This window comes from Stenotrophomonas sp. STEN056, assembly GCF_056759635.1.
In genome coordinates this window covers 1-12,701 of record NZ_JBRRDL010000002.1, presented here as the reverse complement: position 1 = coordinate 12,701, position 12,701 = coordinate 1, and the positions used below count along the sequence as shown (strand labels likewise).

Annotated in this window: 12 protein-coding genes; 9 read left to right on the top strand and 3 right to left on the bottom strand. The window is 64.6% G+C overall.

The features are described from left to right. Positions 1 to 52 precede the first annotated feature (52 nt). Positions 53 to 742, top strand: coding sequence for a LuxR C-terminal-related transcriptional regulator (locus ACVOLO_RS01515; protein WP_481568508.1), 690 nt, complete (start codon positions 53 to 55; stop codon positions 740 to 742). A gap of 21 nt (positions 743 to 763) precedes the next feature. Here ACVOLO_RS01515 and ACVOLO_RS01510 read toward each other — a convergent pair whose 3' ends face one another. Next, a complete protein-coding gene (locus ACVOLO_RS01510; RefSeq protein ID WP_481568507.1) occupies positions 764 to 982 on the bottom strand; it encodes a hypothetical protein in 219 nt (72 codons plus the stop codon). Between the two features lie 472 nt (positions 983 to 1,454). Here ACVOLO_RS01510 and ACVOLO_RS01505 point away from each other — a divergent pair, with 472 nt between their 5' ends. The 6 genes from ACVOLO_RS01505 to ACVOLO_RS01480 all read left to right on the top strand — a co-directional run bounded on the left by ACVOLO_RS01505 (position 1,455) and on the right by ACVOLO_RS01480 (position 6,968). After that, positions 1,455 to 2,132: a response regulator gene (locus ACVOLO_RS01505; protein ID WP_481568506.1), complete on the top strand. Its 678-nt coding sequence runs from the start codon at positions 1,455 to 1,457 to the stop codon at positions 2,130 to 2,132. A gap of 461 nt (positions 2,133 to 2,593) precedes the next feature. Continuing rightward, positions 2,594 to 3,178, top strand: a complete 585-nt coding sequence (locus ACVOLO_RS01500; protein ID WP_481568505.1) for a hypothetical protein — start codon at positions 2,594 to 2,596, stop codon at positions 3,176 to 3,178. Positions 3,179 to 3,187: 9 nt separating this feature from the next. Beyond that, positions 3,188 to 3,385: a helix-turn-helix transcriptional regulator gene (locus ACVOLO_RS01495; RefSeq protein WP_481568504.1), complete on the top strand. Its 198-nt coding sequence runs from the start codon at positions 3,188 to 3,190 to the stop codon at positions 3,383 to 3,385. Positions 3,386 to 3,459: 74 nt separating this feature from the next. Next, the gene (locus tag ACVOLO_RS01490; RefSeq protein ID WP_481568503.1) at positions 3,460 to 4,992 is read left to right on the top strand and encodes an alpha/beta fold hydrolase; all 1,533 of its coding nucleotides are present in this window, start codon (positions 3,460 to 3,462) and stop codon (positions 4,990 to 4,992) included. A gap of 30 nt (positions 4,993 to 5,022) precedes the next feature. After that, positions 5,023 to 5,778: an ABC transporter ATP-binding protein gene (locus ACVOLO_RS01485; protein WP_481568502.1), complete on the top strand. Its 756-nt coding sequence runs from the start codon at positions 5,023 to 5,025 to the stop codon at positions 5,776 to 5,778. Then, complete coding sequence (locus tag ACVOLO_RS01480) at positions 5,775 to 6,968, top strand: ABC transporter permease (protein WP_481568501.1); 1,194 nt, start codon at positions 5,775 to 5,777, stop codon at positions 6,966 to 6,968. Before ACVOLO_RS01485 ends, ACVOLO_RS01480 begins: the two co-directional genes overlap by 4 nt. Before the next feature lie 483 nt (positions 6,969 to 7,451). Here ACVOLO_RS01480 and ACVOLO_RS01475 read toward each other — a convergent pair whose 3' ends face one another. After that, on the bottom strand, positions 7,452 to 8,468 hold the full coding sequence (locus ACVOLO_RS01475; RefSeq protein WP_481568500.1) for an energy transducer TonB: 1,017 nt from the start codon (positions 8,466 to 8,468) through the stop codon (positions 7,452 to 7,454). 198 nt (positions 8,469 to 8,666) lie between these two features. Then, positions 8,667 to 9,254, bottom strand: coding sequence for a TIGR00645 family protein (locus ACVOLO_RS01470; RefSeq protein WP_481568499.1), 588 nt, complete (start codon positions 9,252 to 9,254; stop codon positions 8,667 to 8,669). Positions 9,255 to 9,359: 105 nt separating this feature from the next. Between ACVOLO_RS01470 and ACVOLO_RS01465 the strand changes: the two genes are divergently transcribed. Then, the gene (locus ACVOLO_RS01465; RefSeq protein ID WP_481568498.1) at positions 9,360 to 10,052 is read left to right on the top strand and encodes a glutathione S-transferase N-terminal domain-containing protein; all 693 of its coding nucleotides are present in this window, start codon (positions 9,360 to 9,362) and stop codon (positions 10,050 to 10,052) included. A 68-nt stretch (positions 10,053 to 10,120) separates the two neighbouring features. Beyond that, complete coding sequence (locus ACVOLO_RS01460) at positions 10,121 to 12,346, top strand: S9 family peptidase (protein ID WP_481568497.1); 2,226 nt, start codon at positions 10,121 to 10,123, stop codon at positions 12,344 to 12,346. The last annotated feature ends 355 nt before the right edge of the window (positions 12,347 to 12,701 follow it).

Below are 12,701 nucleotides of genomic sequence, written 5' to 3'. Positions count from 1 at the left end.
CGGCGGCCAGGCCACTGCCTTCCAGCCGGCGGCGGGTCCAAGAGGGGATGCGATGGAAGGCTTCAAGATCCGCGTGGTGCTGGCCGATGACCACCCCGGCATGATCGCAGGGGTAAGCCACGAGCTTTCCTCCGTCCCGACCATCGAGCTGGTGGGCACGGCCAACGATTCCACCTCATTGATGGCGCTGCTGGCGCAGATACCGTGCGAGGTGGTGGTGTCGGACTACGCCATGCCTGCCGGTGACGTTGGTGATGGCATCACCTTGTTCGGGCTGATCCATCGTCGTTATCCCGGTGTCCGCCTGGTGGTGCTGACCATGCTCGACAACCCGGCGATGCTGCACACGCTGGTCAGCCAGGGCGTGCAGTGCATCGTCAGCAAGGCCGACGCAGTTGGCCACCTTGTGCCGGCCATCCACGCGGCACGCACCGAAGGCCGCTACTACTCGCCCTCGGTGGAGAAGATCATCCGCAATACCGAGATGGGCCGCCGTGGTCGCAACCCGGAAGGCGTGCTCAGCCAGCGCGAGACCGAAGTGGTGCGCTTGTACGCCTCGGGGTTGACCGTCAACGAGATCGCCGAGCGCCTGCATCGCAGCAAGAAAACCATCAGCACCCAGAAAGCCATGGCGATGGAGAAGCTCGCCATCGAGCGCGATATCGACCTGCTGCGTTATGCCATGGAGAACGGCCTGGCGCCGCCGGCAAGCGTTGGCCCGGGCCAGGCCGAAACCAGCTGACGCTTTCGTGGCAAGGCCCACTCACGCGGGCGTCTGTTCGGCCGTCGCTTCATCCTGTGTGCCAACACCGGAAGCGCTGGCAGGCACTTTCTGCCATTCGCGCATGATCTGCTGCCGGCGCTGCGGCGATGCATACATGAAGTGATTGAGGGTGTTGAGAAAATGACCTTTCTGCTGGGCGGAAAGGTGTGAGAACTCGATGAGAAGCTGCCGCACTTCGGCGATCTTCGTATTGGTCAAGGTCTGCTCTCTTTGTCGCTGCCTGCTGCGTGTTGATACCCGGTTGGAAGCATCATCGGGAGTGCTCTGTCGCCCCAGCAGCCGAGTGACAAGACCGGAAGTAAGCTAGTTGTTGGCCAGGCCCCCGTCCATCGGACCAGCGCCGAAATTCTCCTGTTGATTTCAGCCTGAAGGTAGCCGGGTGCGCAGCGGGCCAATCGCCCTGTGCGCAAAGGAACCGGCGCGGTGTGGGGGTTGCCACGGCCGACCGGGGAACGCAGTTCGAGCGCAAAGTTCGGATTTTTCCTAGCGTTATGCGGCACGCAATAGGACACAGTGCGCTTACCTTGTCCTGCGACGCGCCATACAGTCTTCCCCTGGATTTGACCACCCTCGCGCGGGTCACCGCTCCGGCATTTCCAGTGCCTGCAAGTGATCAGGCGGCCGATGCGGCCCTCATGCGCTTTCCCTTTTTCCTACCAGTTCATCAGCCATGAAACCATTCAGTCTCCGTGTCGTTGTTGCCGACGATCACGCCGCCGTACGTGCAGGCATCCACCATGCAATCGTCTCCGGTGGTGCTGCTTCCATCATGGGCACGGCGCGCAATTCCACCGAGCTGCTGGAGGTGCTGGGCAAGGGCGCATGCGACGTGCTTGTCTGCGACTACTCCATGCCCGGTGGCCGCTACGGCGACGGCGTCACGCTGTTCCGGTTGATCAAGCAACGCTATCCGCTGGTCAAGATCGTGGTGCTGACCATGCTGGAAAACCCCGGCATCGTGCATGCGCTGTTGAAGCTGGGCATCACCTGCGTGATCAGCAAGACCGATTCCATGAGCCACCTGATGCCGGCCGTGCATGTTGCCTATGCCGATGGCCGTTACCTGTCGCCGACGATCACCGCGATCATGGAAACCGTGGCCCCCGGCGGGCCGGAACTGCACTCGCTCACCGGGCGCGAACTGGAAGTGGTGCGGCTGTATGTGTCCGGCTTGACCGTCAACGAGATTGCCGAGCGGTTGAACCGAAGCAAGAAGACCATCAGCACCCAGAAGGGCGCCGCCATGCTCAAGCTTGGCCTGCGTCGTGACGTGGACCTGCTGCGCTATGGCATTGAAACCGGCCTGGTCGCCGCCGACCCTGGCGCAATGCCGTCGCGTTTCCAGTAAGCGCGCAGGTTCTGCAGCATCGCCCCGCCGTGCTGTCGGGCATGGTTGAGGGAGCAACGGGCAACATCGCAACGCTTTGGCCCGGCAAGGCATTCGGATGCCAGTGCCGCTTCCGATTCGATACACACCCCGCTGCGTGGAAAGAACGAGCCCCCTTGCTGGTTAAGCGCATTGGTGCCATAGGGCCAGCGGTGGGGAATGTGCCTGCTGCGCGGGTGATGCGCTTGGACGGCCCTGTGCATGACTCGCGTGCGGGATTCGCAGGCGCAGCTCTGGCGCAACCCCATGTAAAGCGAGCTTGACAGGCATCAATGTGCCGGTGCAGGATGTGTAAAGCGTCCTTTACATTATTCCATGGGGCGAGTTCATCCGGATGGTGTGATCGCTTCGGCTGCCGTCATCGGCAACGCGGCAACGGGACGTCCGGAAGTCGTTCACTGCAGGGTTGATCGGGAGCGGAAATGCGCCGTAACACGCAGTCCCTTTGGTTGTTCTCCAGTGCCTTGTTGCTGGTCGGTACAGCTGTAGCCGTGATGCAGCTGGCCCAGTTCTCCGGCAACGCAAAGTTGTCCGGTGTGTTGTTCGGCATCGCCACGGGCCTGGGTATTGCCGCCGTGCTGCGGCGACTGATGCCCGAAGATTGCGATGCCGCACCACCTGCGCTGCGCCGGCGTTATACCCGCGAAATCATCATTGCCATGCTGGCGTATACGCTGTTGCTGGTGGTGTCCCTTGTGCTGCTGAAACAGGTTGATGGCGCGCTGCTGCGTGCGCTGATCGCACTGCTGCCGGTGCCGCCCATCGTGCTGGTGCTGCGGGCAATGATCCGTTACATCCGCGATGTCGATGAACTGCAGCAGCGCATTGAGCTGGAGGCAGTGAGCTTTGCCACGGCATTCGTGTCGCTGGTGTACCTGACGGGGGGCTTCCTGCAGTCGGCCAAGGTCATTGACGTACCATCCAACGTGGCAATGATCTGGGTGTTTCCGCTGGTCTGCCTGGCCTATGGGCTGGCCAAGGCCGTGGTTGCGCGGCGTTATCACTGAGGTGGGCTGATGGACAACCGCCTGCGTGAACTGCGCGAGGCCCGGGGCTGGTCGCAGGGGCAGCTTGCCGAACACCTGGAGGTGTCCCGGCAGACCATCAATGCGCTGGAAACCGGGAAGTACGACCCCAGCCTGCCGCTGGCGTTCCGTATTGCACGTCTGTTCGGGGAAAGGATCGAGGCGATCTTCTTCCCGGATGTCACATAGCCGGCCCGGCTGCGTCCGGGTATTGGCAGAACCGTTGTCTGTTTTTTCAATCAATCGAGGGGGCTGTTCCGATGATGTCCCGCAAGACCCAAACCCTTCTGGCGATCGCGGTGATCGCCGGCCTTGTTGGCTACCGCATGACGCGGCCCGCAGCGGATGCCGATACCGGCGCATCCCAACCGGCCGCCGGGCAGGTGGTTGCCAGCGCCAAGCCGCTGGCATTGGGCAGCCTGCGCTTCCAGCCGTGCAGCCTCAGTTCGTCCTTCAGCAAGGACAGCGTGGAAGCGCAGTGCACCACCTTCGAGGTGCCTGAGGACCGGGCAAACCCGTCCGGCCGCAAGGTGCCGCTCAACATCGCCCTGCTGGCACCGGAGAAGGAAGGCGACCTGCAGGCGGATCCGCTGTTCTTCCTGGCCGGCGGCCCGGGCCAGTCGGCGGTGGACAGCTTCCAGCAGATGACGCCGGCATTCAAAGAGCTGCGCAAGCATCGCAATGTGATCCTGGTGGACCAGCGCGGCACGGGCCAATCCAATCTGCTGGCCTGTGAGGCATCGCCGGATGCCGCAACCACGCCGGAATCCTACGGCGCAGAAGCGGCCAAGTGCGCAGCGGAGTTGTCGAAGAAGGCCGACCTGCGCTTCTACACGACGACCGAGGCGGTTGCCGACCTGGATGCCGTGCGCGCGGCCATCGGTGCGGCGCAGATCAATCTGTACGGCGTGAGCTACGGCACACGGGTTGCCCAGCAGTACGCCATGCGTCATCCGCAGCAGACACGCAGCATCGTGCTCGATTCGCCGGTGCCCAACAGCCTGCAGCTGGGCAACATCTTCGCCCGCAACCTGGACGATGCATTGGCGCTGCAGTTCGCCCAGTGCAGCAATGTTGCTTCCTGCAAGGACAAACTCGGTGATCCGCGTGCCGAACTGGACACCCTGCTGGCCAGGCTGCGTGCGCAGCCGGTGGCGGTGACCTACCGCGATGCCGCCAGCGGTGAACAGCGCCAAGGCCAGCTCACCGCCGAAACCGTGGCCGGGCTGGTGCGCATGTACGCCTACATGCCCGCTGCCGGCGCACTGCTGCCGAAGCTGATCCATGAAGCCGGTGCCGGCCGCTACGAAAACCTGATGGCCTTGTCGCAGATGCTGCAGAGTGACATGAAGGACAGCATGGCCATGGGCATGCAGCTGTCGGTGGTCTGCAGCGAGGACAGCGAAGGCATGGCCGCTGCCGGTGGCGACGAGGACACCGTGCTCGGCAACCAGATGGCACAGGGCATGGCCGCGATGTGCAAGGTGTGGCCGAAGGGCAGCGCACCGGCGGATTTCCATCAGCCGCTGGCCACGCAGGTGCCGGCGCTGGTGCTGGCCGGCGAGTTCGACCCGGTGACGCCGCCGCGTTATGGCGAGCAGATCGTCGAGCACCTGCCCAACAGCCGCCTGTTCGTACTGCGTGGGCAGGGCCATGCCGTGCTTGGCGCTGGCTGCATGCCCAAGTTGTTCGCCCAGTTTGTTGAAAAGGCCGATGCCAAAGCACTCGATGGTGCCTGCCTGGACAAGCTCAACTACGTGCCGCCGTTCACCAGCTTCAATGGCTGGGAACCGTGATGTCATCGCATTGCCAAGGAATCCGCTGAAATGATCGTTGCAGAACGACTCCGCAAGACCTTCCCCGGCAAGGGCAAGGACAAGACCCCGGTGATCGCCGTGGACGAGGTGGGCTTCACCGCGCATGACGGCCAGATCACCGGCCTGCTCGGCCCCAACGGCGCCGGCAAGACCACCACGCTGCGCATGCTCTACACGCTGATGACGCCGGAGAGCGGCCGCGTGCTGGTCGATGGCATCGACCCGGTGGTCGACCCGAACGCGGTACGCCGCAGCCTGGGCGTGCTGCCCGATGCGCGTGGCGTGTACAAGCGTCTGACCGCCCGCGAGAACATCGACTATTTCGGCGAACTGCATGGCATGTCGGCGGCCGATATCGCCAGCCGCACCGCTCGGTTGGCGGCGGCGTTGCAGATGGAGGATTTCCTAGACCGCAGCACCGAGGGTTTCAGCCAGGGCCAGCGCACCAAGACCGCCATCGCTCGTGCGCTGATCCACGATCCGCGCAACGTCATTCTCGACGAACCCACCAACGGACTGGACGTGATGACCACCCGTGGCCTGCGCGGCTTTTTGAAGGAGCTGCGCGAAGAAGGGCGCTGCGTGATTTTCTCCAGCCACATCATGCAGGAGGTGGCGGCGCTGTGTGATCGCATCGTCATCATCGCGCATGGCCGCGTGGTGGCGCAGGGCACGCCGGATGAACTGCGCGAGCAGGCGCATGAGTCCAACCTGGAAGATGCGTTCGTCAAACTGATCGGCAGCGAGGAGGGCCTGCACGCATGAGCCGGATTGGATTCTTCAGCAACATGTGGACGGTGATGCACAAGGAAATGCGCGATTTCTCCCGCGACCGCCGCACCTTCCTGCTGACCTTGTTGACCGCGCCGCTGCTGTACCCGCTGTTGTTCCTGGGCATGAACAAGCTCACCAACCTGCGTGCCGAAACGCAGCTGGACAAGGACATGACGGTGCCGGTGGTCGGCATGCAGCAGGCGCCGAACCTGATTGCCTTCCTCGCCAGCCGGGGCATCAACGCCACCGAGGCAACGGCCGATTACGAAGCGCGCATCCGCGACCAGAAGGACGACGTGGCCCTGGTGATTGCACCGGGCTTTGCCGATGATTGGCATGAAGGCAAGCCGGCCAAGGTGGAGATCGTGGCCGACACCACGCGCCGTACCGGCGATGTGCAGGTTGCCCGCGTGCGCAACACGCTCAATGAGTATGGCCAGTCGGTGGGTGCGCTGCGCCTGCTGGCACGTGGCGTCAGCCCGATGGTCGCGGCACCTGTGAATGTCGGCATGCGTGACATGGCCACCGCCGAAGCCAAGCGCGGCATTTTCCTGTCCTTCGTGTTGCCGCTGATGCTGATGCTGACCGCCTTTGTCGGGGGATCACACCTGGCCATGGACACCACCGCCGGCGAACGCGAGCGGCAATCGCTGGAGCCCCTGCTGGCAACACCGGCATCGCGCAGTGCACTAGTCAGCGGCAAGATGCTGGCCGCGGTGCTGGTGGGCTTGGCTTCGATGTTGCTGATCCTGTTGTCCTTCAAGGTGAGCGCCAGCCTGGGCAGTGGCATGGCGCGCTCGCTGGACGTGAGCTTCACGGCAATGGGCAAGCTGCTGGTGATCCTGCTGCCGCTGGTGGTGATTGGTACCGCGTTGCTCACCTGCCTGGCGGCCAGTTCCAAGAGCATGAAGGAAGCACAAAGCCATATCGTGTGGCTGATGCTGCTGCCGATGCTGCCCGGCTATGCGCTGATGGCCTACCCGCTGAAGGACACGCAGTTGTGGCAGTACGCGGTGCCGTTTCTGTCACAGAACCAGATGCTGGTGAAGGTGACGCGCGGTGAGATGCCCTCGGCCGAGCAATGGATGGTGTACCTGGGCGCATCGGCATTGTTGGGGCTGCTGCTGTGGTTGGTGGCGGTATGGCGTTATCGCCAGGAGCGGTTGGCGATTTCGGCTTGATGCTCACCCTGCCGGCACCGCGCAAGAAACGCTGAAGCAAAGGCCCGGATCACTCCGGGCCTTTCTTTTGGCCGGGTGGTGAGTGGCGTGGCAGTGGTTTCGTGTTGCAGGAGCAGAAGCCGAAGCGCTGCCCTCATCCGTCCTGCGGACACCTTCTCCCGCACGCGGGAGAAGGGAAAAGGCCAAGGCCAAGGCCAAGGCCAAGGCCAAAGCCAAAGCCAAGGCCAAGGCCAAGGCCAAAGCCAAAGCCAAGCGCAGGTGCAGGTGCAGGAGTGATGCCGGAGAGAGTCGCTGCAATCGCAGACAAGTCCCCTCTCCCGCGTGCGGGAGAGGGGTAGGGGTGAGGGGAAGCTTTTGACCTTCCGATGCCATCGCATCACCAAAACCCAAAACCCAAAACCCAAACACCGGCAGCGAACGTCCAGCCAAAGAAAAAGCCCGGATCGCTCCGGGCTTTTCCATGAAACGCTTGAATCCGCGCGCTTACTTGTTCGGTGCAAACGCCAATGTGCGGCGGCTGGTCACCGGAGCGGAGATCGGCTCGAACTTCCAGCGGCGCACCGCGCTCAGTGCTTCCCGGTCGAACACGCGGGCCGGGGTGGCGCGCAGCACGCGGGCATCGGTGACCGAGCCGTCAGTGCCGACGGTGATTTCCACCAATACCTCGCCCGAGGTCCCCGAACGCAGGGCATCAGGTGGGTAGCGCGGCGCCGGGGTACTGACCGCACGCAAGGTCGGTGCAGCTGCCGGGGCCGCCGGCTTGGGGGTCGTGGCCTGCTGGGCGGCGGCCTGGGCGGCACTGCGCTGTTCGGCTTCGCGGCGCGCAGCGGCCTGGCGCTCGCCTTCCAGGCGCTCGCTTTCCTTGCGCGCGGCTTCCTGGCGGGTGGCCAGCTGCTGGGCAGCGGTGGCTTCGGCGGCCTGCTGCTGGGCCAGGCGCTGCTGCTCGACCTGCTGCTTGGCGCGGGTTTCGGCGTCCTTCCTGGCCTTGTCGGCCTCTTCCACGGTGCGACGCTCGGCAACCTGCATGCCGCCGGTGACGCCCTGCTTCAGGCGCGGCAGTGCCGGTGCGCTCGGGTCCACTTTCTCCACCAGTGCGATCAGGCGCTGGGCTTCGGTGAAGTCTTCGCGGCCAAGGGCCTGCTCGGCGGCGATCAGCGTATAGGGCTGCAGGTCGGTCAACGCGCTCTTGATCGAGGCATCGTCGGGCAGCTTGTCACGCAGGGCCAGGTAGTACTCCATGGCGTTGTCGCCGGCCGGGGCGTACATGCGGTTCTCGCGCAGCGCGGTGCTGGCCGAGTCGCGCAGCTGGCTGGTATCCATGCCCTGCACCTTGTCGGCGGCGGCCGGTGCGGCAGGGGCCGGTGCGGCCGCCGGTGCGGCGGCATCGGTGCCGGCAGCCGGGGCCGCGGTTTCATCCTTGCCGGAACAGGCGGCAAGCGAGGCCAACAGAAGCGCGGGCACCAGCAGACGCAGCTTGCCCTGGATCATGACGTGCGACATCAAACATCCCCTTGAACGACGAACGTGAAGCGCCTTCCGCCCTGGTCCAGGGCAGGTGGCGCGGCACTCCCGATGCCTGCGCCAACCGGCTGCGAACGGCGAATCTAGCATCGCCGGCACGGCCTGCGTGAGCAGGCCGTGTTTGCTGGATGAAAGGGTGATGGGTATCACATATATGTGCTACCCACCACGGCCGCTTCAGTGGGCTGCGTTGTTCTTGGCGTGGCTGTTGGACATCAGCTTGTCGGTCCAGGCGATGCCGATGGCCGAGAGGATGAACACGCAGTGGATGATGGTCTGCCACATCACGCCGGCCGAAGTGAACTTGGTGCAGGCGGACTTGGCGGCCAGCAGTTCCGGGGTGCACAGCGGCATGCCCAGCTGGCCGGCTTCGATGAAGGTCTTGAGCAGGTGGATCGAGGAGATGCCGATGATCGCCATCGCCAGCTTCACTTTCAGCACCGATGCGTTGACGTGGCTCAGCCATTCCGGCTGGTCCGGGTGGCCCTGCAGGCCCAGGCGCGAGACAAAGGTTTCATAGCCGCCGACGATCACCATCACCAGCAGGTTGGAGATCATCACCACGTCGATCAGGCCCAGCACGATCAGCATGATCTGCTGCTCGCCCAGGTCGTTGGCGCCGTGGATCAGGTGCCACAGTTCCTTGCCGAACAGATAGACGTAGACGCCCTGCGCCGCGATCAGGCCCAGGTACAGCGGCAACTGCAACCAGCGTGAGGCGAAGATCAGGGTGGAAAGCGGGCTCAACGGTTTGTGTTGGGACATTGGAGGGATGGTGCGTTGCGGAAATGCGGCAGATTACCGGGCGTCCCAAACGCTGCCAAGCGGCTATCGTGGAGGCCCCCTCAAGTGGCTTGCAGGAGCGTATTCATGATTGACCTCTACTACTGGCCCACCCCCAACGGCCACAAGATCACCCTGTTCCTGGAGGAGGCCGGGCTGGAGTACCGCATCCGCCCGGTCAACATCGGCAAGGGCGACCAGTTCCTGCCCGAGTTCCTGGCCATCTCCCCCAACAACAAGATGCCGGCCATCGTTGACCATGCCCCGGCGGATGGCGGTGCACCGCTGAGCGTGTTCGAGTCCGGCGCCATCCTGCTGTACCTGGCCGAGAAGACCGGCCGCTTCCTGCCGGCCGATCCGCGTGGCCGCGCCGCCACGCTGGAATGGCTGTTCTGGCAAATGGGCGGGCTGGGCCCGATGAGCGGGCAGATGGGCCACTTCAATGTCTACGCGCCCGAACGCATCCCCTATGCCATCGAACGCTATGGCAGCGAGGTGCGGCGCCTGCACCGGGTGATGGACAAGCGTCTGTCCGAATCGGAATACCTGGCCGGCGCCGAATACGGCATCGCCGACATGGCCAGCTACCCGTGGATTGGCGCCTATTCCAAGCTGCCGGCCGATTTCGATGCATTCCCGTACCTGGCGCGTTGGCACAAAGCCATTGCCGAACGCCCGGCCACGCAACGCGCCTATGCCATCGGGCCGGGCGTCAATCCCGACGCCGGCAAGCCGTTGAGCGAGGAAGAGCGCGCGCAGTTGTTCGGCAAGCGGGACTAACGTCAGGGGCAGGGGTGCTGGCGCTCGGCTAGGATGGCGCGATCCGTGCTGTCTTCGACAGGAATTCCATGCGCCCCTTGTTCCTTGCCCTTGCCATGATCCTCGCCACCCCCGCCGTCCACGCCGAAAAACTGACCCTTGAGGCCATCACCGGCAGCGCGCCGCTGTCCGGCCCCACGCTGATGAAGCCCAAGGTTGCACCGGATGGCTCACGCGTGACCTTCCTGCGCGGCAAGGACAGCGACCGCAACCAGCTGGACCTGTGGGAGTACAACATCGCCAGCGGCCAGACCCGGCTGCTGGTCGATTCCAAGGTGGTGCTGCCCGGCACCGAAACCCTGAGCGACGAAGAAAAGGCGCGCCGCGAGCGCCAGCGCATTGCCGCGCTGAGCGGCATCGTCGATTACCAGTGGTCGCCGGATGGCAGGACGCTGCTGTTCCCGCTGGGCGGCGAGTTGTACCTGTACGACCTGGGCAAGCAGGGCCGCGATGCGGTGCGCCAGCTCACCCACGGCGAAGGTTTCACCACCGACGCCAAGCTCTCGCCCAAGGGCGGCTTCGTCAGCTTCGTGCGCGCGCGCAACCTGTGGGTGATCGATCTGGCCAGCGGCAAACAGCTGCAGCTGACCACCGACGGCAGCGCGGTCATTGGCAACGGCGTGGCCGAGTTTGTCGCCGACGAGGAAATGGACCGCCACACCGGCTATTGGTGGGCACCGGATGACTCGGCCATTGCCTTTGCCCGCATCGACGAATCGCCGGTGCCGGTGCAGAAGCGCTACGAAATGTATGCCGACCGCGTGGAGATGATCGAACAGCGTTACCCCGCTGCCGGTGATCGCAACGTGCTGGTCAAGCTGGGCGTGGTTGCCCCGCGCGACGGCGCCGCCCCGCAATGGGTGGACCTGGGCAAGGAGCAGGACATCTACCTGGCCCGCGTCACCTGGCGCGACCCGCAGCACCTGACCTTCCAGCGCCAGAGCCGCGACCAGAAGCAGCTTGAGCTGATCGAGGCCAACCTGGCCGATGGCAGGCAGCGCACGCTGGTCAGCGAAATCAGCAAGACCTGGGTGCCGCTGCACAACAGCCTGCGTTTCCTCAAGGACGGGCGCTTTGTGTGGTCGTCCGAACGCAGCGGTTTCGAGCACCTGTACCTGGCCAGCGCCGACGGCACGCAACTCACCGCGTTGACCTCCGGCAACTGGCCGGTGGACGAACTGCTGGCCGTGGACGAAGACGCGGGAACGGCGTATTTCCGCGCCGGTGTGGAATCACCGTTGCGCAGCGAAATCTATGCGGTGCCGCTGGCCGGTGGCACATTGAAGAAGCTCTCGCACAGCGCCGGCATGCACAGTGCCGCGTTCGCCAGCAACGCCAGCGTCTACGTGGACAGCTGGTCCAACAGCACCACGCCGCCACAGATCGAGCTGTACCGCGCCAATGGTGAAAAGATCGCCACGCTGCTGGACAACAACCTGGCCGATCCCAAACATCCGTACGCGCAGTACCTGGAGGCACAGCGCCCGGTGGAGTACGGCACGCTGACCGCCGCCGATGGCAAGACCGAGCTGAACTACAGCCTGATCAAGCCGGCCGGTTTTGATGCATCCAAGCGGTACCCGGTGGCCGTCTATGTGTACGGCGGCCCGGCCTCGCAGACCGTGACCGACAGCTGGCCCGGCCGCGGCGATCACCTGTTCAACCAGTACCTGGCGCAGCAGGGTTATGTGGTGTTCTCGCTGGACAACCGCGGTACACCGCGTCGCGGCCGCGATTTCGGCGGCGCGTTGTACGGCGTGCAGGGCACGGTGGAAGTGGCCGACCAGCTCAAGGGCGTTCAATGGTTGAAGTCGCAGCCGTGGGTGGATGGCAAGCGTATCGGCGTGCAGGGCTGGTCCAACGGCGGCTACATGACACTGATGCTGCTGGCTAAGGCATCGGACCAGTACGCCTGCGGTGTGGCCGGCGCGCCGGTCACCGACTGGGGCCTGTATGACACGCACTACACCGAGCGTTACATGAACCTGCCGGCGGCCAATGTGGCCGGTTACACCGAAGGCCGCGTGCTCACCCACATCGACGGCCTGACCTCGCCGCTGCTGCTGGTTCACGGCATGGCCGATGACAACGTGCTGTTCACCAACTCGACCAGCCTGATGAGCGCCCTGCAGAAGCGCGGCCAGCCGTTCGAGTTGATGACCTACCCGGGCGCCAAGCACGGCTTGTCCGGTGCCAACGCGCTGCACCGCTACCGCATTGCCGAGAACTTCCTGGGCCGTTGTTTGAAGCCTTGATTGGCGGCTGGTGCGCTCTGCATGGCGGCACTAGCTCACAAGCCGAGCTGCGCCCGGTGAGCAGAGATGCATCCCTTCTCCCGTTGACGGGAGAAGGTGGTGCGAAGCACCGGATGAGGGCGCTGTTCGCATTGCCGCAGGAGCCACGCACTGGGATAAAACTCCGGCGGGTTGCTGATTCAAGACAAGCCTGGAAGCACCCCTCCCCAACCCTCCCCTTGCTGGCGCAAAGGGAGGGAGCTCAAACAGCACCCCCTCCCCGGGGCGCGGGGGGGGGGGGGGGGGGGGGGGGGGGGGGGGGGGGGGGGGGGGGGGGGGCGGGCCGCCCGGCCGGGCCCCCGCGCGGGGGGCGGGG

Coding starts and splice junctions, on each gene's coding strand:
- ACVOLO_RS01480 (WP_481568501.1), top strand. CDS start 5,775: ATGAGCCGGATTGGATTCTTCAGCAACATGTGGACGGTGATGCACAAG.
- ACVOLO_RS01495 (WP_481568504.1), top strand. CDS start 3,188: ATGGACAACCGCCTGCGTGAACTGCGCGAGGCCCGGGGCTGGTCGCAG.
- ACVOLO_RS01475 (WP_481568500.1), bottom strand. CDS start 8,468: ATGTCGCACGTCATGATCCAGGGCAAGCTGCGTCTGCTGGTGCCCGCG.
- ACVOLO_RS01490 (WP_481568503.1), top strand. CDS start 3,460: ATGTCCCGCAAGACCCAAACCCTTCTGGCGATCGCGGTGATCGCCGGC.
- ACVOLO_RS01460 (WP_481568497.1), top strand. CDS start 10,121: ATGCGCCCCTTGTTCCTTGCCCTTGCCATGATCCTCGCCACCCCCGCC.
- ACVOLO_RS01505 (WP_481568506.1), top strand. CDS start 1,455: ATGAAACCATTCAGTCTCCGTGTCGTTGTTGCCGACGATCACGCCGCC.
- ACVOLO_RS01515 (WP_481568508.1), top strand. CDS start 53: ATGGAAGGCTTCAAGATCCGCGTGGTGCTGGCCGATGACCACCCCGGC.
- ACVOLO_RS01485 (WP_481568502.1), top strand. CDS start 5,023: ATGATCGTTGCAGAACGACTCCGCAAGACCTTCCCCGGCAAGGGCAAG.
- ACVOLO_RS01500 (WP_481568505.1), top strand. CDS start 2,594: ATGCGCCGTAACACGCAGTCCCTTTGGTTGTTCTCCAGTGCCTTGTTG.
- ACVOLO_RS01470 (WP_481568499.1), bottom strand. CDS start 9,254: ATGTCCCAACACAAACCGTTGAGCCCGCTTTCCACCCTGATCTTCGCC.
- ACVOLO_RS01465 (WP_481568498.1), top strand. CDS start 9,360: ATGATTGACCTCTACTACTGGCCCACCCCCAACGGCCACAAGATCACC.